The sequence below is a fragment of the Microbacterium sp. LRZ72 genome (assembly GCF_033792225.1).
Taxonomy (GTDB): domain Bacteria; phylum Actinomycetota; class Actinomycetes; order Actinomycetales; family Microbacteriaceae; genus Microbacterium.
On the sequence record NZ_JANGEX010000010.1, the window covers coordinates 59,165 to 76,579 of the forward strand.

Genomic DNA, 17,415 nt, shown 5'->3' on the forward strand with positions numbered 1-17,415 from the left:
GATGGAATCCGTACGAACGTGCGTCGGATGCCGCGCGCGTGCCACCCGGACCGAACTTCTGCGCTTCGTCGCGAAGGGCCGTGTTCTCGTCGCCGACGAGAAGGCGGTAGCTCCGGGCCGGGGCGCGTGGGTGCACGACACGCCGGAATGCATTGCCGTCGCCCTGCGGCGGCGAGCTTTCGTGCGAGCACTGCGCGCGTCAGGCCCGCTTGACACGCAGACCCTCGAGAAACGGCTGAATGGCTATGGAAACAAAGTGAACGGCTCGAAATGAGACCCGTCCGCAACTAGCGGTCTGCCCTGTCTGGGTGGACCCAGACAGGAGAATTTGTGGCTGGCAAACCACGCGTGCACGAGATCGCCTCGGAACTCGGCGTCGACAGCAAGGCCGCTCTGGCCAAGCTGAAGGAGCTCGGAGAGTTCGTCAAGAGCCCCTCGTCCACCATCGAGCCCCCCGTGGCTCGCAAGCTGCGAGCTGCGCTCGCGGCCGAAGGCGCGGCTCCGGCCGCGCCGTCCGATGCTCCCAAGCCGGGCGGCCGCACCTCGGCGCGTCCGGGGCCGGCGAAGCCCGCGGCTCCCGCGAAGCCCGCGGCGGAAGAGCCGCAGAAGCCCGCGGCCGAAGCTCCCGAGGCGCCGAAGCCCGGCGCCGCGCCGGCCGCCCCCGCTGCGTCCGACAGCCCCGCGGCCCCCGCCGATGCGCCCGCCGCGCCGACCCCGGGACCGTCCGGTCCCACGCCCGGCGACGGGGGGCCAACCCCCTCGGCCCCGCAGCCCGGCCCGCGTCCGGGCAACAACCCCTTCGCCTCCCAGCAGGGCATGGGCAAGCGCCCCGCCGCTGGCGGGCCGCGTCCGGGCAACAACCCCTTCGCCTCCCAGCAGGGCATGGGCCAGCGGCCCACACCCGGCAACATCCCGCGCCCGCAGCCGCCGCGTCCCGGTGCCCCGCGCCCCGGCGCTCCGCGTCCGGGTGGCGGCCCCGGTGGTCGTCCCGGCGGTGCCGGCGGCGGTCGGCCGGGCGCGCCCTTCCAGCAGCGCTCGGGCCCCGGTGGTCGTCCCGGTGGTGGCCCCGGCGGTCCCGGTGGTGGCCCCGGCGGCCGTCCCGGCTTCGCCGGCCGGCCCGGTGGCGGCGGTCGTGGCCGTGGTCCCGGCGGCGGCACGGCGGGAGCCTTCGGCAAGGGCGGCGGCAAGTCCAAGCAGCGCAAGTCGCGTAGGGCGAAGCGGCAAGAATTCGAGATGAGGGATGCGCCGGTCGTCGGCGGCATCAACGTCCAGAAGGGCAACGGCCAGATCATCCGCATGCGCCGCGGCGCATCGATCTCGGACTTCGCCGACAAGATCGAATCGATCACGGGCTACACCGTGCAGCCGTCGACGCTCGTGACCATCCTGTTCAACCTGGGCGAGATGGCGACGGCGACGGAATCCCTCGACGAGGCCACGTTCGAGGTGCTGGGTGGTGAGCTCGGCTACCGCATCCAGATGGTCTCGCCCGAGGACGAGGACAAAGAGCTGCTCGAGACGTTCGGTCTCGATCTCGACAAGGAGCTCGAGGCCGAGGACGAGTCCGAGCTCGAGATCCGTCCTCCCGTCGTCACCGTCATGGGTCACGTCGATCACGGTAAGACACGCCTGTTGGATGCCGTGCGGCAGACCAACGTGGTCGCGGGCGAAGCCGGCGGCATCACGCAGCACATCGGCGCCTACCAGATCTGGACCGAGCACGAGGGTCACGAGCGCGCGATCACCTTCATCGACACCCCCGGTCACGAGGCGTTCACCGCCATGCGTGCCCGTGGCGCCGATGTGACCGACATCGCGATCCTCGTCGTCGCCGCCGACGACGGCATCATGCCGCAGACGGTGGAGGCGCTGAACCACGCCCAGGCGGCCAACGTGCCGATCGTGGTCGCGGTCAACAAGGTCGACAAGCCCGACGCCAATCCTGGACGGGTTCGCCAGCAGCTGACCGAATACGGGCTGGTGGCCGAGGAGTACGGCGGCGAGGTCATGTTCGTCGACGTCTCGGCCGTGCAGAACCTCGGCATCCAGGAGCTGCTGGACGCCGTGCTGCTCACGGCGGACGCCGGGCTCGACCTGCGGGCGAACCCGAACAAGAACGCCCGCGGCATCGCGATCGAGGCCAAGCTCGACAAGGGCCGCGGCTCGGTCGCCACGGTGCTCATCCAGTCCGGAACGCTCCGGGTCGGCGACTCGATCGTCGCCGGAACGGCCTTCGGACGTGTGCGGGCGATGATCGACGAGCAGGGCGAACAGGTCGCCGAGGCGTACCCGTCCCGTCCGGTGCAGGTGCAGGGGCTGAACTCGGTGCCTCGCGCCGGCGACACCTTCATCGTCACCGAGGAGGACCGGCTCGCCCGACAGATCGCCGAGAAGCGTGAAGCGGCCGAGCGCAACGCCCAGCTGGCGAAGGCGCGCAAGCGCATCTCGCTCGAGGACTTCACCCGGGCGCTCCAGGAGGGCAAGGTCGAATCGCTCAACCTCATCATCAAGGGCGACGTGTCGGGTGCCGTCGAGGCGCTCGAAGAGTCGCTGATGAAGATCGAGGTCGACGATTCGGTGCAGTTGCGCATCATCCACCGTGGTGTGGGTGCCGTCTCCGAATCCGACGTCAACCTGGCGACGATCGACAACGCGATCATCATCGGGTTCAACGTGCGGCCCGACACGAAGGCCCGCGAGCGGGCCGCCCGTGAAGGCGTCGACATCCGGTTCTACTCGGTCATCTACAACGCGATCGACGACGTCGAGCAGTCCCTCCAGGGCATGCTCAAGCCGGAGTTCGAAGAGGTGCAGTCGGGTGTGGCCGAGATCCGCGAGGTGTTCCGCTCCTCGAAGGTCGGCAACATCGCCGGTGTCATCGTCCGCAGCGGCACGATCACCCGTAACGCCAAGGCCCGCGTCATCCGCGAGGGTGTCGTGATCGCCGACGGTCTGGCCATCGAGTCGCTCCGCCGGTTCAAGGACGACGTCACCGAGGTCCGCACGGACTACGAGGCCGGTATCGGGCTCGGCAAGTTCAACGACATCCGCATCGGCGACGAGATCGAGACGACGGAGATGGTGGAGAAGCCGCGGGGTTGACGTAGCCCCGGTTCCGGGTGTCCCGACTCCGCAAGAGCGGGGACCCCTACCCCGATTGCTCCGTCGGGACACCCGGAACCTCCTCATCACCCGCGTGGGGTGGGGGAGAGAAAAGAACGAGGAATCAGATGGCTGGGAATGAGAGAGCGGCGCGGCTGGCGGATCGGATCCGCGTGATCCTCGCGGAGCGCCTCGAGAAGGGCCTGCGCGACCCGCGCCTGGGCTTCGTGACGCTCACCGACGTGCGTGTCACGGGCGACCTGCAGCACGCCAGCGTGTTCTACACGGTGCTCGGCTCAGAAGAGGAACGGCTGGCCAGCGCCGATGCGCTTCGGTCGGCGACCGGCATGCTGCGCAGCGAGCTCGGGCGCAACCTCAACGTGCGGCTGGTGCCGACGCTGGAGTTCATCGCCGACGCCCTGCCCGAGAACGCCGGTCACATCGAAGACCTGCTGCGCGAAGCGCGCGAGCGCGACGCACAGGTGGCGGGGCTGGCGGCATCCGCCCGTCATGCCGGCGAGGCGGACCCCTACCTCGTGCGGGGCGAGGCCGACGACGAGGCCTGAGCCGTCGGCATCCCGTCGGCCGTCTCCGGCAGCCGCACCCTCTCGTCGACGATCTCGATCAGCCCGTCGCTGACGAGCGTGCCGATGGCGCGGTCGCGCTGGTGTGTGTCCGGCCACGCCGGGAGGGCCGCCTCGAGCGGGATCGCGGCCGACGCGCTCTCGCGCAGCTGGCGCAGCAGCGCTCCGCGCGCCTGGCGGTCGCTGCCCTCGTAGGCGGCTTGCCGTCGACGGGTGTCCGGCGTGTCGGGATAGCCGGCCGCGCGCCACGCGCACGAGTCCGCGATCGGGCACTCGCCGCAGCGCGGGGCCCGCGCGGTGCAGACGACCGCGCCGAGTTCCATCGTCGCCGCGTTGAACACCGCGGCAGCCGTGTCGTCCTCGGGCAGCATCCGACCCATTCGGGCCAGGTCGGCACGTGATGGAGGGCCCGGCTGGGCCCGTCCGTCGAGGGCGCGCGCGATGACGCGCCGCGTGTTCGTGTCGACGACCGGCTCGTGCGCCCCGTACGCGAACACGGCGACGGCGCGAGCGGTGTAGTCTCCGATGCCCGTCAGGGCGAGCAGCGCGTCGACGTCGGCGGGCACGTCGCCGCCGTGCCGATCGGTGATCTCGACCGCGGCGCGGTGCAGCCACAGCGCCCGCCGCGGATAGCCGAGATTCGCCCAGGCGCGAACGGCGTCGGCCGGGGCGGCGGCGGCGAGGTGCGCCGGGGTGGGCCAGCGTGCGAGCCACGCCTCGAGCAGCGGGATCACGCGAGCGACCGGTGTCTGCTGCAGCATGAACTCGCTCACGAGGATGCCCCACGCCCCGAACCCCGGTCGGCGCCACGGCAGGTCGCGCGCGGTGCGCCGGTACCAGTCGTTCAGGATGTCGGAGGCCACGGGCACCGGGCCATCCTAGGTGCCGGCGGGCCGCTGGTCGGCTGCGCCCGCTGCCGCGACGGTGATCCGCGAGGCGGGGGATCCGGCGCATAGGCTGGGAGGATGCGCCTGCCCGTCACCGCCCGAACGACGCTTCTGCGCGAGCTGCGTGACGAGGTGCGCGGGCACTACCCGCGCGGGCGCGTCGTGATCGCCGTCGACGGCGCCGACCCGGTCGGCGCGGCCGCTTTCGCCGACGGCCTCGCGGAGGTGTTCGCCGAGGACGGCCTCGACGCGTTCCGCGCTTCGCTCGACGGCTTCCGGCGGCCGCGGGGCGACCGCGACAGGTACGACGTCGGCACCCTGCGACGCGTGCTGATCGACCCGTTCCGCGACGGGCGGCAGGCGGCGGCATCCATCGGGTTCCAGCTCGAGGCGTGGGATGCCGAACGCGATGCTCCGGTCGAGGCGCGCTGGGTCACGGGACCCGAGGATGCGGTGCTGGTGGTCGACGGCGCCTTCGCGCACCGGCCGGATCTGCGCGGGCTGTGGAACTGGTCGGTATGGCTCGACGAGCCGCGTGGGTCGCAGTCCGGCAGGCAGGTGCCGGACACCGTGCTCGCGGTCTACGAGCGCGACGAGCGGCCGCGGTCGCGCGCATCGGCGATCATCGACAATCGCGACCCGGCTTCGCCCCGCCGCGCTCTCGAGGATTTCTGCTGATGGGCGGGCACCCTGGCATGGTCCTGGTCGACAAGCCCGCGGGCGTCACGAGCCACGACGTCGTGGCCCGAGCCCGTCGCGCTCTCGGCACGCGCAAGATCGGGCACGCCGGCACCCTCGACCCCATGGCCACCGGTCTGCTGGTGCTGGGCGTCGAATCGGCGACGCGGCTGCTCACGTACCTCGTCGGCCTCGACAAGACGTACGAGGCGACGATCCGGCTCGGCAGCGCGACGACGACCGACGACGCCGAGGGCGAGACGCTCGACGTCGCGTCCCTCGACACGATCGAGCGAGTGACGGACCCCGACATCGCCGCGGGTGTCGCGGCTCTCACCGGCGCCATCTCGCAGGTGCCGAGCTCGGTATCGGCGATCAAGGTCGACGGTCGGCGCGCGTATGATCTCGCCCGCAAGGGGGAGGACGTCACCCTCGCGGCACGGGCGGTCACGGTGGCCCGATTCGACCTGCGCGCGGTCCGCAGGGCCGCCGGCACGATCGATCTCGACGTCGTCATCGACTGCTCGAGCGGCACGTACATCCGTGCGCTCGCACGCGACCTGGGCGCCGACCTCGGTGTCGGCGGGCATCTCACGGCACTGCGCCGCACGCGCGTGGGGCCGTTCGCCGTGGACGACGCGGTCGTGCCCGACGCGATCGCCGTCGAGGCGCTGGCAGACCCCGCCGAGGTGGCGGCCACCGTGCTCGGCAGGTTCGAGGTCTCGGATGACGAAGCCCGCGCGCTGTGGCAGGGGAAACGCCTCACCGGTGCCGCACCACGTCTGGTCGGCGAGCGGCAGGCGGCGATCACGACCGGGGGAACGCTGGTCGGTGTGGTCGAACGGCGCGGCGACGACATCAAGAGCGCGATGAACCTGCCCGCACCCGCGGCGGCCGGGGGGACCGGATGATCCTGTGGTTCACGCTCGTGCAGGTCGCGATCGCCGTGCTGGCGGGGGTGCTGTGCATCGTCATCGGCCTGGTGGGCCGGCGACCCAGTGATGTGACGGTCGGCGCTCTCGCGCTGGTCGAGGTGCTGCTGGTCGCGCAGGTCGTCGTGGCGATGATCGCGCCGATCGCGGGCAACCCGCCGACAGGCAGCATGCTCGAGTACTGGGTGTACCTCGTCTCGGCGGTCCTCCTGCCGGTGGGGGGAGTGGCGTGGGCCCTGATCGAACGCAGCCGCTGGAGCACCGTGATTATGGGAGTCGTGGCGTTGTCGGTCGCCGTGATGCTCTGGCGGATGCACATCATCTGGACCGTCCAGGTGGCCTGAGCACCGTCGACGAGAGAGCACCGTCGACGAGAGAGCACCGTCGTCGAGAGAACACCGTCGCCGTAGAGAGAACACCGTCGCCGTAGAATCGAGCAGTCATGTCTTCACGCTCCGCCACCCGTCGCATGACCGGCATCGGTCGTGTGCTCGTCATCGTGTACGCCGTAATGGCCCTCGCAGCGACCGGCCGCTCGTTCGTTCAGATCGTCCAGCGGTTCGACGAGGCCCCGCTCGCGTACTCGCTGTCGGCCCTCGCCGCCGTCGTGTACATCCTGGCCACGCTGGCGCTGATCTTCTCGGGCTCCCGCTCCTGGTACGCCGTGGCGTGGGCGGCGATCTGCTTCGAGCTGGCGGGCGTGCTCGTCGTCGGCACACTGAGTCTGCTGCTGCCCGAGCTGTTCCAGCATCCGAGTGTGTGGTCGGTGTACGGCTACGGGTACCTGTTCATTCCTCTCGTGCTCCCGTTCTTCGGAATCTGGTGGCTCGTGGCGCACCGCCCGCGGCCCACCGAGGCCGCAGCGAGCGCGCCGCGTGAGCGGGCGAAGGCGTGATGCTCTACACCGACCCGGGCGAGATCCCCGCAGACTTCGGCGAGAGCGTCGTGGCGATCGGCAAGTTCGACGGCCTGCACGCCGGGCACCGGGCCATCATCGAGCGGATGCTGGTGGACGCCGCCGGGACGGGAGCGCGCACCGTCGCCGTCACCTTCGACCGCAACCCGCTCGCGGTGCTGGCACCGCTCGTCTGCCCGCGAGCGCTCGTCGGGACCCGCCAGAAGGCGGCGCTGCTCGAGGACACCGGCATCGATGCGACCCTGATGCTGCGCTTCGATGAGACCCTGGCCGCCGAGCCTGCAGAGGATTTCGTCCGCCGCATCCTGCGCGACGCACTGCACGCGCGCACGGTCCTGGTCGGCACCGACTTCCGCTTCGGGCAAGGCGGTCGCGGCGACGCCGCGCTGCTGCGGCGCATGGGGGAGGAGTACGGCTTCCGCGTCGATGAGATCGACGACATCCGCTCGCTCGACGGGCGCCGGGTCTCGTCGACCTGGATCCGAGAGCTTCTCGACGAGGGCAGCGTCGCCGACGCGGCGAAGCTGCTCGGCCGCCCGCCCGCTGTCTGGGGCGAGGTCGTGCACGGCGCCAAGCGCGGGCGGGAACTCGGCTATCCGACGGCGAACCTCACCCCCGACCTCGACGGCTTCATCCCCGCCGACGGGGTCTACGCGGGCTGGCTGATCGACACTCCCGAGACGTCGGGCCCTGCGGCGACCACGCGGTATCCGGCGGCGATCTCGGTCGGCGACAATCCGACGTTCACGGGTGTTGCGGCGCGGCAGGTCGAGGCACACGTGCTCGACGCGGGAGAGCTCGATCTGTACGGCCATGACGTGGCCGTACAGTTCGTGGAGCGGATCCGCGGAATGGTCGCGTTCCGGGGCATCGAAGCCCTCAAGGACCAGATGGCCGACGACGTCACCCGCGCCCGCACGCTTCTCGAATAGTGCGGGCCGGGTCCGGCGAGTGGCTCAGTAGGACGTCTCGTCCACGGCCGACGAACCCGCCCCGCCGGCCAGTCGCGCACGCAGCTCACCCAGGATCGTCGCGCTCGCACTCGTGCCCAACCGGGTAGCGCCGGCCTCGATCATCGTCAGCGCGTCGTCGAGTCCGCGTACTCCGCCGGACGCCTTGACCTGCACCTCCGCGCCCACGTTCGCACGCATGAGGCGCACGTGCTCGGCCGTGGCCCCGCCGCCGGCGAAGCCGGTCGAGGTCTTGACGAAGTCCGCGCCGCCCGCTTCGGTGAGGCGGCTTCCCCGGGCGATCTGCTCGTCGTCGAGCAGGGAGGTCTCGAGGATCACCTTGGTCACCCGCCCCTGTGCGGCGTCGACGACGGCGCGGATGTCGGCCACGACGGCGTCGTCGAAACCAGATCGCAGCGCGGCGATGTTGATGACCATGTCCAGCTCCGTGGCGCCGTCGACGAGCGCCTGCGTCGCCTCCGCGACCTTGGCGGCGGTGGATGTCGTCCCATGCGGGAACCCGATGACGGTGCCCACCGCGACCCCGGTCCCCTCCAGGCGCCCCGTCGCATACGCGATGTCGGACGGCCGCACGCAGACGCTGAACACCCTCCACTCGGCGGCGACGTCGAGCTCGGCGTCGACGTCGGCGCGGGTGAACTGAGGCTTGAGGATCGCGTGGTCGATCGTCGCGGCCAGGTTGGATTCGGTCATCGGCGCGGTCATGTGCTCAGCCTACGCGCCGGCACAGACCTCGCCGCGTGCTCCGCGTCGGCGGGTGGACTCGCGGCCCGCACGCGAAAAGTAACGAATGGGTAACGAAGAGGCGTATGCTGTCGGTCACCATCCCGACGACCCGGAGGACGCGATGCCCGAACGCCGCGACAGCGCGCGCCGTGCGTTCTCGGCGCTGGCCGTCGTTGGAGTGCTGGCCCTGACCGGGCTGCTGGTCGCCTTCGCCGGGGTGAGCAGTCAGCCGGTGACGGCCCGGGAGTTCCTCGGCTCGCCCCGCGACCCGGGTCAGGCGGCGTTCGTCGCCGCGCACCGCGGCGACTCCGAGAGCGCCCCTGAGAACACCCTGCCCGCCGTCGCCGCCGCCGTGGAGGCGGGTGTCGAGTACGTCGAGGTCGACGCCGCGCTCACGGCCGATGGTCACGTGGTGCTGATGCACGACGCGACCGTCGATCGCACGACGAACGGGACCGGCAGGCTCAACGAGATGACGCTGGCCGAAGTGGGCGAGCTGGATGCCGGGGGGTGGTTCTCGGCCGACTTCGCCGGCACGCCCGTGCCGACCCTGGAGCAGCTGCTCGATCTCGTCGCCGCGTCCGATACGCGCGTGCTGGCGGAGCTGAAGGGGGAGTGGGACGCGGCCGGGGCGCGCGCGTTCACGGACACGGTCGAGGAGCGCGGTCTCGAGCGGCGGGTGGCGGCCGCGAGCTTCGACGCCCGCACCCTCGCGCTCATCGAGGCAGAGTCCACGGTGCTCTCGAGGCTGGCGATCCTGAGTGCGCTGCCCGACGACGTCGCAGACACGGCACGGGCACTCGGCGTGCGCGGAATCATCGTGTCCGGCCGTGAGATCCTCGCGCGCCCGGGCGCCGTTGACGAGTTGAACGCACACGGCATCCGTGTCATCGTCTACACCTTCAACGACGACTCGAGCTGGCAGGGTGCCATCGACGCCGGCGTCGAGGGGATCGTGACCGACACCCCCGCAGAGCTGTCGGGGTGGCTCGCACGCGGCGACGCGAGTCCATGACGCCGGGGTCGCCACAGGCGTCCCGCAGTCGCTACTCTCGCAGAAGGCGCATCCGCGCCGAGAGAGGACGCCTCATGACAGGCCTTCGTGCCATCCCGGCCCACCGGTCGCTGGGCCTGCTCGGCGTCGTTCTCGCGGGCGTCGTCGTCCTGAGCGCCTGCGCCACCGACCCCGGGGCCCCGCCGACGAGCTCCGGCGACCCCTCTCCCGAGACCCCGGCCTCGCCCTCGCCGTCGGGGGAGCCGTCGTCGAGCGCGCCTCCCGCCGAGGACATCGTGCTGCCGGAGGCGTGCGAAGACATCTACTCGGCCGAGATGCTGGGCCTGCTCAATGAGCAGAACCCTCCGCTGAACGATCCCAACGTCACGCTGACCGCCACCGAAGTCGCGCCGGCCCTCGAGCTGCTGGAGTCGGGGGTGCCGACGCTGCGCTGTTCATGGGGCGTGCCCTCCGAGGTCGGGCTGGCCACCAACGTCACGATCGTCGATGCGGAGCAGTCGGCCATGGTGGAGCAGGCGCTGCTCGCCGACGGCTTCGCCTGCGAGGAAGATGCCGACGGCACGCTCTGCACGCGCAGCGGCGAGAACGACGTCGCCGCATTCGGCGAGACACACGTGCTGCGCGGCAACGGCTGGGTCGCGACGCGGTGGATCAACTTCTACCCCGACGGATACACCGAAGACGTCATGACGAACCTCTGGGCCTGAGTCGGACCGCGCCGCAGCGGGTCTCACGCATCCGCCGCGGTTTTCTGTAGAATGGCGCGTGGGGAGACACGCGGCATCCTTCGCCGAGGCTGACGTCTCGCGCGAACACCGATGCGCCTTTCCATCCGTGCCTGTCCCGGCCTCGAGGCCGCCCACGGGAGAAGATGCCCGCCAGCCACGCTGGAGGAAGATCCGCCGGGTCATTCCGGCGCACACGCTCAGGAGGAGCATGCCGACCACGGCACAGCCACAGCTTCAACGACGCCGTTCCAAGCAGTCGTCCGCCCGCAAGGACGACGACGCGCCCCTGATCCCGATCCTGGCGCGAAAGGTGCGCGAGGTCGAGGCCAAGGCGCAGCGCGGCAAGCTCGGTCCGACCAACCGCGTCAAGTTCCAGGTCATCGCCTTTCTCGTTCGCGAAGAGCGCGCGCGAGTCAAGGCCGACACCGCATTGACCGACGGGGTGCGCGCCGAGCTGCTCAAGCGGCTCGACGGGGTGGCGACGATCCTCGCCAAGACCGCCGCGCGTGACACGACGCTCATCCAGCTGCTCGAGGTCGATCAGGCGACGTCGCCGGTGGCGCGCCGCATGCGGCGCGACTGGCTGCTCGAGTCGGGTGCGGAGCTGGCAGCCGACGATCTCATCATCACGGATGTCGCTCCCGCCGTGCAGCCCGTCGTGCCCGCCGGACTCGCGGAGCGCCAGGTCACGCCGCCGGCCGTCGAGTCGCGCCAGATGGCGAACCCGTTTCTGCCGCCCGATCTCAGCCGCGTGACCCCGGCGCAGACGCCGCGGCGCCGCCTCGACGGCTGGGAGCTCATGGGTCCGCTCTACAAGGCCTTCGACAGTGGCGCCGGGGGTTCGGCGGCGAGCATGCCGCTGCCGCCCCTGCCCGAGTACGACCGCATCTCGCCCCGCGGACGCGAGGTCATGCCTCACCAGTCCCGTTTTCTCGAGGCCGTGCGCGAGGGGCACCGCAGCTTTCTGCTGGCCGACGAGCCGGGGCTCGGCAAGACCGCTCAGTCGGTGCTCGCCGCGTCGGTGGCCGAGGCCTACCCGCTCGTCGTCGTCGTGCCGAATGTCGTGAAGATGAACTGGGCGCGTGAGGTGGAGCTGTGGACCCCGCAGCGCCGCGCGACCGTCATCCAGGGTGACGGCACCGACATCGACGCCTTCGCCGACATCTTCATCGTGAACTACGAGATCCTCGACCGGCATCTGTCGTGGCTCGGGTCGATCGGGCTGAAGGGGATGGTCGTCGACGAGGCGCACTTCATCAAGAACCTGACCTCGCAGCGCTCGAAGAACGTGCTGGCGCTGGCCGGTCGCATCCGCTCGCAGGTGCACAACCCCCTGATGGTGGCGCTGACGGGCACGCCGCTGATCAACGACGTCGAGGACTTCGACGCGATCTGGCGTTTCCTGGGGTGGACGAACGGTGAGAAGCCCGGCCCGGAACTGATGGAGAAGCTCGACCGCACGGGCCTCACCCCGGCGGACAAAGCGTTCTACCCGGAGGCGCGCGAGGCTGTCATCTCGATGGGCATCGTGCGGCGCAAGAAGCGTGACGTGGCCGCCGACCTGCCCGACAAGCTCGTCGCAGACCTTCCGGTGGAGCTCGACGACGAGTACGGCCGTTCGGTGCGGCAGGCCGAACGCGAGCTGGGCGAGCGCCTGGCGGCACGGTACCGCCGCATCCTCGAGGCACGCGGCGACCGTGGACTCGCCCCCGACGAGCTCGACGACGACATCATCCGCCTTGTGGCGCAGAACGAGCTGGACGAGTCGAAGGCGGCCGGCGCCGGCGGTGAGAACGTCTTCACCATGGTCCGCCGCATCGGCCAGGCGAAGGCCCAGCTCGCGGCCGACTACGCCGTGCAGCTGCAGCGCTCCGTCGGCAAGGTCGTGTTCTTCGCCAAGCACATCGACGTCATGAACGCGGCCGAGGCGCACTTCGCGGCATCCGGCCTGCGGACCGTCTCGATTCGCGGCGATCAGACCAACACGGTGCGCCAGCAGGCGATCGACGCCTTCAATTCGCAGGCCGATGTCGGCATCGCCGTGTGTTCGCTGACGGCGGCGGGCGTGGGGCTGAACCTGCAGGCCGCCTCGAACGTGGTGCTCGCCGAGCTCAGCTGGACGGCGGCGGAGCAGACGCAGGCGATCGACCGCGTGCACCGCATCGGTCAGGACGAGCCGGTCACCGCGTGGCGGATCATCGCGGCCCACACGATCGACACCAAGATCGCGGAGCTCATCGATGCCAAGCAGGGGCTCGCGCTGCGCGCGCTCGACGGGGTGGCGGTAGAGCCGGGATCGAGCGACTCGGTGCAGCTGAGCGCGCTGATGCACGTGACGCGTCGGGCACTCGGACAGGCCTGAGCATCGAGGCACGCGGCTGCGCTCGCGGTCGTGAGGCGGCGCCGCGTGGCAGGCGGGCCGTCTGCGGCGATAGTGTCGGACAGGCAGCGTCGCCGTGTCCCGCATCCCTTTTCCACAGCCTTCCGGGCAGCAAGGAGCCAGCATGAAGATCGGCATCCTCACGAGCGGCGGCGATTGCCCCGGCTTGAACGCGGTCATCCGCGGTGTCGTCCTCAAGGGCACGACAGCGTACGACCTCGAGTTCGTGGGAATCCGGGACGGCTGGCGCGGCGTCGTCGACGCTGACTTCTTTCCGCTGACCCGTCACGAGGTCAAGGGCCTGTCTCGGGTCGGCGGCACGATCCTCGGCACCAGTCGCACCAACCCCTACGAGGGACCGCGCGGGGGCGCCGAGAACATCGCCAAGACGCTCTACGGCCACCGCATCGACGGCATCATCGCCATCGGCGGCGAGGGAACCCTGGCCGCCGGCGATCGGCTCTGGAAAGACGGCATCAACGTGCTGGGCGTGCCGAAGACCATCGACAACGACCTGCGGGCGACGGACTACTCGTTCGGGTTCGACACGGCGGTCAACATCGCCACGGACGCGATGGACCGGCTGCGCACGACGGGGGATTCGCACCAGCGCTGCATGGTGGCCGAGGTGATGGGCCGGCACGTGGGCTGGATCGCGCTGCACGCGGGAGTGGCCGCCGGCGCCCACGTCATCTGCATCCCCGAGGTGCCGCTGTCGATCGATGAGATCTGCGCGCAGGTCTCGAGCGCACACGACCGCGGCCGGGCGCCGCTCGTCGTCGTCTCGGAGGGTTTCGCTCCGGCCGGCATGGTCGAGGCATACTCCGACAAGGGGCTGGACGCCTTCAACCGGCCCCGGCTCGGCGGCATCGGCGAGGTGCTCGCTCCCGAGATCGAACGCATCACGGGGGTCGAGACCCGCGCCACCGTGCTCGGTCACATCCAGCGCGGCGGCTCGCCGTCGGGCTTCGATCGCGTGCTCGCGACGCGCCTGGGCCTGCACGCAGCGGACGCCGTCGTCGAGGGTGACTGGGGACAGATGGTCGCCATGCGCGGCACCGACATCGTCCGGGTACCGTTCGCCGACGCGCTCGGCGAGCTCAACACCGTGCCCCGCCACCGCTACGACGAGGCCGCCGCCCTCTTCGGCTGACAGGATCGCAGACACGGCGTCCCACTATGTGTCGTTTCAGGGCTCGGTCGTCGACGAATAGTGGGACACGTTCGGCTTGTCCTCCACAAGGCAGCCACCCGCAAGGAATGCACGGGGGAGATCTCTCCCGTCCGCGCTGCCGAGTCGGGATCGCGACACTGTCGGGATGCCGCATCCGTCGCCCCTGCCTGAATCACTCGGACCGTCGTTCTCGACCCGGCAGGCGCTCTCAGCGGGCGTCGGGCGCGAGCGCCTCCGTCGACTCGATCTGCGAGCGCCCTACCCGGGCATACGAGTGAGCGCGGACCAGGCGCGGGCGGTCACATTGCTCGAGCGCGCTCGCGAGTACGCTCCGAGGTTGCGTCCCGGCCAGTTCTACAGTCACGAGACGGCCCTCGGCTTGCGCGGGGTGCCGCTCCCCAGCACCCCCTTTCGTCCCGGGCTGCACGTTTCGGCGTACCGACCAGCCCGCGAGCCGCGTGTGGAGGGCGTCGTCGGCCATCGCCTGCAGGTCCGGGAGCCCGCATGGAGCGCGCGTCCGTTGGGCTTCCCCCTCGAGCACCCGGTGCGGGCGTGGCGTCAGGCGGGGGCGACGTGGCACCTCGATGATCTCGTCGCCGCGGCCGACCACATGATCGCCCCGCGCAATGCTCTGGCCTCCATCGATGAGCTGCGCGCCGAGATAGACCTCATGGGCGATCGTCGCGGCATGCTGCGCGCGACGCTTGCCCTCGTGCGCGTGGGGGTGCGCTCGCCGCGTGAAACCAGCCTGCGTCTCCTGCTGGCGCGTGGGGGTCTGCCCCGTGCCGAGGTCAACTGGGACTTGCGGGATCGCACGGGGCGCTTCGTCGCCGAGCTCGATCTCGCGTTCCCACACTGGCGGGTGTGCGCGGAATACGACGGACGAGTGCACGAGCTGGACCGCGCGCAGTTCGCACGGGACGTCGACCGGTGGGACAGCATCCGGGGGCAGGATTGGCAGCATGTGCGGATCATCGGTGACCACATGAAGCACGGCGGACGGGAGGCGCTTCGTCGCGTTCGGGAGGCGCTTCTTCGTGCCGGATGGCGACCGTCCTGACCTGCTGTGTCCCCTTCGTTGTCGTCTGAGCGCCGGCAATGCGACGAGAAATGGGACACAGGGGTGGGGTTGCGGGGCGGAGGCGCGGTGACTGCCTGGTCAGGCGTCGGCGACGCCCATCACATCCAGCAGCCACGCGAGCTCGAACGCCCGCTCGCGCCAGGAGTTGTAGCGCCCCGAGACCCCGCCGTGGCCGGCCACCATCTCGCACTTCAGCAGTGCATCCGCACCGACCTCCCGCAGCCGGGCGACCCACTTGGCGGGCTCGACATACATGACGCGGGTGTCGTTCAACGACGTCACGGCGAGGATGCGGGGATAGGAGACCCCCTCGCGCACGTTCTCGTACGGCGAGTATGACTTCATGTACGCGTAGACATCGGGATCGTGCAGCGGATCGCCCCACTCATCCCACTCGATCACGGTGAGCGGCAGGGATGGGTCGAGGATCGTCGTGAGCGCGTCGACGAAGGGCACCTGCGCCAGCACGCCCGCGAACAGCTCCGGCGCGAGGTTGGCCACCGCCCCCATGAGCAGTCCGCCCGCACTGCCGCCCTCGGCGACGAGTCGCTCGGGAACCGTGTAGCCCTGATCGACGAGGTGCCGGGCGCACGCGACGAAGTCGGTGAAGGTGTTGCGCTTGCGGGTGAGCTTGCCGTCTTCGTACCACTGCCGGCCCATCTCGCCCCCGCCGCGCACATGGGCGACCGCGAACACCACGCCGCGGTCGAGCTCCGACAGTCGTGCGATCGAGAAGGCCGGCTCGATCGAGTGCTCGTACGAGCCGTATCCGTAGAGGTGCAGAGGGCGCGGCTTGCCGCCTACCTGGCCGAACGAGCGCTTCCAGACCAGCGAGATCGGGATCTGCGTGCCGTCGTCGGCGGTCGCCCAGATGCGCTCCTGCGCATACTCCTCCGGGTCATAGCCCCCGAGCACGGGCTGGCGCTTGCGCAGCAGCAGCTCGCCGTCGTCCAGGCGGTAGTCGTACACCGTGCGGGGTGTCACGAACGATCCGTAGCCGAGACGCAGCATCCGCGGCGCCCACTCGCGGTTGCCGCCGAAGCCGGCCGCGTACAGGGGCTCTCCGAACTCGAGTTCAGACAGCTCCCGCGAGTCGTGGGGGAGCAGGCCCAGGCGGGCGAGCCCCTCGCGGCGGTATTCGACGGCGACGAAATCGCGGAAGCAGTCCACGTCGAGCAGCCGGATGCCGGGGGTGTGCGGCAACACGCTCACCCGCTCTCCGGCGGGGTCGGCGGCGGCGACGCGGACGAGCTCGAAATCGAGCGCTCCGTCGTTGTGCAGTACGTAGAGCACGTCCTCGCCGTCGACGACCGCGTGATCGACCTCGTATTCCACGCCCTCGCGTCGCGGCCAGACGACTCTCGGCTCGGCGCTCAGGTCGTCGGCGGGCACGAGCCAGCACTCCGAGGTGATCGAAGACCCCAGCCCGATCACCAGGTAGCGGTCGCTGCGGGTGAACCCCCCGCCGAGCCAGTACCGGTCGTCCGGCTCGTGGAACAGGCGGGTGTCGTCGGCCACCGGCTCGCCGAGACGGTGCGCCCACAGCGTGTCCGGCCGCCAGGCGTCATCGACGGTCGCGTACACGATGCTCGTTCCGTCAGGGGAGAAGCTCGCTCCCGCCGCCGTGTCGACGATCTCGTCGGGCAGCGCGGCACCCGTCGTCAGGTCGCGCACGTGGATCGTGTAGCGCTCGTCTCCGGCCGTGTCGATGCCGTACAGCATCCGGACGCCGTCGTCGGTGATGTCGAGCGAGCCGAGCGCGAAGTACTCGTGCCCCTCGGCCTCGATATTGCCGTCGAGCAGCACCTGCTCGCCGGGCACGGCCGTGCCGGGCTCGAGCTGCGGCGGCGTCCAGTCGTCCTCGTTCGCGACGGGTGCGCGGCACTGGATGCCGTACTGGCTGCCCTCGACGGTGCGGCCGTAGTACCACCAGCCGCCGCGGCGCGTCGGCACCGACAGATCGGTCTCGAGCGTGCGGCTCTTGATCTCGTCGTAGATCCGCTCGCGCGCACCGGCCAGGTGCGCCGTGCGGCGATCGGTGTAGGCGTTCTCGGCCTCGAGATGCGACACCACCTCGCGGTCGTCCTTCGCACGCAGCCACTCGTAGGCGTCGTCGACGTCATCGCCGTGGTGGCTGCGGGTGCGGGCGGCGCGGGCGGCCACGGGGGCGGATGCGGAAAGGTTCCGGGAGTCGTGAGAGGGCACGTCTCCACGCTATCCGAGTGCGAGACGCCACTCGCC

16 protein-coding genes are annotated in these 17,415 nt (G+C 70.6%); 13 read left to right on the plus strand and 3 right to left on the minus strand.

What is annotated here, in order from left to right; translation table 11 throughout:
• Position 1 precedes the first annotated feature (1 nt).
• The 3 genes from M4I32_RS11345 to rbfA all read left to right on the plus strand — a co-directional run bounded on the left by M4I32_RS11345 (position 2) and on the right by rbfA (position 3,668).
• A complete protein-coding gene (locus M4I32_RS11345) occupies positions 2-274 on the plus strand; it encodes a YlxR family protein (protein WP_319034578.1) in 273 nt (90 codons plus the stop codon).
• Positions 275-330: 56 nt separating this feature from the next.
• A complete protein-coding gene (infB, locus tag M4I32_RS11350; protein WP_319034579.1) occupies positions 331-3,102 on the plus strand; it encodes a translation initiation factor IF-2 in 2,772 nt (923 codons plus the stop codon).
• Positions 3,103-3,230: 128 nt separating this feature from the next.
• On the plus strand, positions 3,231-3,668 hold the full coding sequence (gene rbfA / locus M4I32_RS11355; protein ID WP_319034580.1) for a 30S ribosome-binding factor RbfA: 438 nt from the start codon (positions 3,231-3,233) through the stop codon (positions 3,666-3,668).
• Here rbfA and M4I32_RS11360 read toward each other — a convergent pair.
• Positions 3,632-4,555, minus strand: a complete 924-nt coding sequence (locus tag M4I32_RS11360) for an A/G-specific adenine glycosylase (RefSeq protein WP_319034581.1) — start codon at positions 4,553-4,555, stop codon at positions 3,632-3,634. The genes rbfA and M4I32_RS11360 overlap by 37 nt on opposite strands.
• 96 nt (positions 4,556-4,651) lie before the next feature.
• On the opposite strand from M4I32_RS11360, the gene M4I32_RS11365 reads away from it, so the two are divergent.
• The 5 genes from M4I32_RS11365 (at position 4,652) to M4I32_RS11385 (ending at position 8,031) form a co-directional block, all read left to right on the plus strand.
• Entirely contained in the window at positions 4,652-5,251 is a 600-nt protein-coding gene (locus M4I32_RS11365) for a uridine kinase (RefSeq protein WP_319034582.1), read from the plus strand.
• Entirely contained in the window at positions 5,251-6,162 is a 912-nt protein-coding gene (truB, locus tag M4I32_RS11370; RefSeq protein ID WP_319034583.1) for a tRNA pseudouridine(55) synthase TruB, read from the plus strand. Before M4I32_RS11365 ends, truB begins: the two co-directional genes overlap by 1 nt.
• Positions 6,159-6,527, plus strand: a complete 369-nt coding sequence (locus M4I32_RS11375) for a hypothetical protein (protein WP_319034584.1) — start codon at positions 6,159-6,161, stop codon at positions 6,525-6,527. Before truB ends, M4I32_RS11375 begins: the two co-directional genes overlap by 4 nt.
• Before the next feature lie 98 nt (positions 6,528-6,625).
• Positions 6,626-7,078: a hypothetical protein gene (locus tag M4I32_RS11380; protein ID WP_319034585.1), complete on the plus strand. Its 453-nt coding sequence runs from the start codon at positions 6,626-6,628 to the stop codon at positions 7,076-7,078.
• A complete protein-coding gene (locus M4I32_RS11385; protein ID WP_319034586.1) occupies positions 7,075-8,031 on the plus strand; it encodes a bifunctional riboflavin kinase/FAD synthetase in 957 nt (318 codons plus the stop codon). Before M4I32_RS11380 ends, M4I32_RS11385 begins: the two co-directional genes overlap by 4 nt.
• A gap of 24 nt (positions 8,032-8,055) precedes the next feature.
• On the opposite strand, the gene deoC is transcribed toward M4I32_RS11385, so the two are convergent.
• A complete protein-coding gene (gene deoC, locus M4I32_RS11390) occupies positions 8,056-8,775 on the minus strand; it encodes a deoxyribose-phosphate aldolase (protein WP_319034587.1) in 720 nt (239 codons plus the stop codon).
• An 85-nt stretch (positions 8,776-8,860) separates the two neighbouring features.
• Between deoC and M4I32_RS11395 the strand changes: the two genes are divergently transcribed.
• From M4I32_RS11395 to M4I32_RS11415, 5 genes are all read left to right on the plus strand, one after another.
• A complete protein-coding gene (locus M4I32_RS11395; protein ID WP_319034588.1) occupies positions 8,861-9,811 on the plus strand; it encodes a glycerophosphodiester phosphodiesterase in 951 nt (316 codons plus the stop codon).
• A gap of 74 nt (positions 9,812-9,885) precedes the next feature.
• Positions 9,886-10,518 carry a hypothetical protein gene (locus M4I32_RS11400; RefSeq protein ID WP_319034589.1) on the plus strand — a complete coding sequence of 211 codons (633 nt, stop codon included), beginning with the start codon at positions 9,886-9,888 and terminating at the stop codon, positions 10,516-10,518.
• Between the two features lie 229 nt (positions 10,519-10,747).
• On the plus strand, positions 10,748-12,901 hold the full coding sequence (locus M4I32_RS11405; protein ID WP_319034590.1) for a DEAD/DEAH box helicase: 2,154 nt from the start codon (positions 10,748-10,750) through the stop codon (positions 12,899-12,901).
• A 142-nt stretch (positions 12,902-13,043) separates the two neighbouring features.
• Positions 13,044-14,072: an ATP-dependent 6-phosphofructokinase gene (locus tag M4I32_RS11410; RefSeq protein WP_319034591.1), complete on the plus strand. Its 1,029-nt coding sequence runs from the start codon at positions 13,044-13,046 to the stop codon at positions 14,070-14,072.
• 166 nt (positions 14,073-14,238) lie between these two features.
• Positions 14,239-15,153 (plus strand): hypothetical protein, encoded by a 915-nt coding sequence (locus M4I32_RS11415; RefSeq protein WP_319034592.1) that lies wholly within the window; start codon positions 14,239-14,241, stop codon positions 15,151-15,153.
• A gap of 99 nt (positions 15,154-15,252) precedes the next feature.
• Here M4I32_RS11415 and M4I32_RS11420 read toward each other — a convergent pair whose 3' ends face one another.
• Positions 15,253-17,379, minus strand: coding sequence for a S9 family peptidase (locus tag M4I32_RS11420; RefSeq protein ID WP_413466818.1), 2,127 nt, complete (start codon positions 17,377-17,379; stop codon positions 15,253-15,255).
• Positions 17,380-17,415 lie beyond the last annotated feature (36 nt).

Excerpts from the sequence above, each read along its gene's own strand:
- M4I32_RS11395 (WP_319034588.1), top strand. The coding sequence starts at position 8,861 with ATGGGTAACGAAGAGGCGTATGCTGTCGGTCACCATCCCGACGACCCG.
- M4I32_RS11375 (WP_319034584.1), top strand. The coding sequence starts at position 6,159 with ATGATCCTGTGGTTCACGCTCGTGCAGGTCGCGATCGCCGTGCTGGCG.
- M4I32_RS11405 (WP_319034590.1), top strand. The coding sequence starts at position 10,748 with ATGCCGACCACGGCACAGCCACAGCTTCAACGACGCCGTTCCAAGCAG.
- M4I32_RS11410 (WP_319034591.1), top strand. The coding sequence starts at position 13,044 with ATGAAGATCGGCATCCTCACGAGCGGCGGCGATTGCCCCGGCTTGAAC.
- truB (WP_319034583.1), top strand. The coding sequence starts at position 5,251 with ATGGGCGGGCACCCTGGCATGGTCCTGGTCGACAAGCCCGCGGGCGTC.
- M4I32_RS11400 (WP_319034589.1), top strand. The coding sequence starts at position 9,886 with ATGACAGGCCTTCGTGCCATCCCGGCCCACCGGTCGCTGGGCCTGCTC.
- M4I32_RS11345 (WP_319034578.1), top strand. The coding sequence starts at position 2 with ATGGAATCCGTACGAACGTGCGTCGGATGCCGCGCGCGTGCCACCCGG.
- rbfA (WP_319034580.1), top strand. The coding sequence starts at position 3,231 with ATGGCTGGGAATGAGAGAGCGGCGCGGCTGGCGGATCGGATCCGCGTG.
- M4I32_RS11380 (WP_319034585.1), top strand. The coding sequence starts at position 6,626 with ATGTCTTCACGCTCCGCCACCCGTCGCATGACCGGCATCGGTCGTGTG.
- deoC (WP_319034587.1), bottom strand. The coding sequence starts at position 8,775 with ATGACCGCGCCGATGACCGAATCCAACCTGGCCGCGACGATCGACCAC.
- M4I32_RS11365 (WP_319034582.1), top strand. The coding sequence starts at position 4,652 with ATGCGCCTGCCCGTCACCGCCCGAACGACGCTTCTGCGCGAGCTGCGT.
- M4I32_RS11415 (WP_319034592.1), top strand. The coding sequence starts at position 14,239 with ATGCCGCATCCGTCGCCCCTGCCTGAATCACTCGGACCGTCGTTCTCG.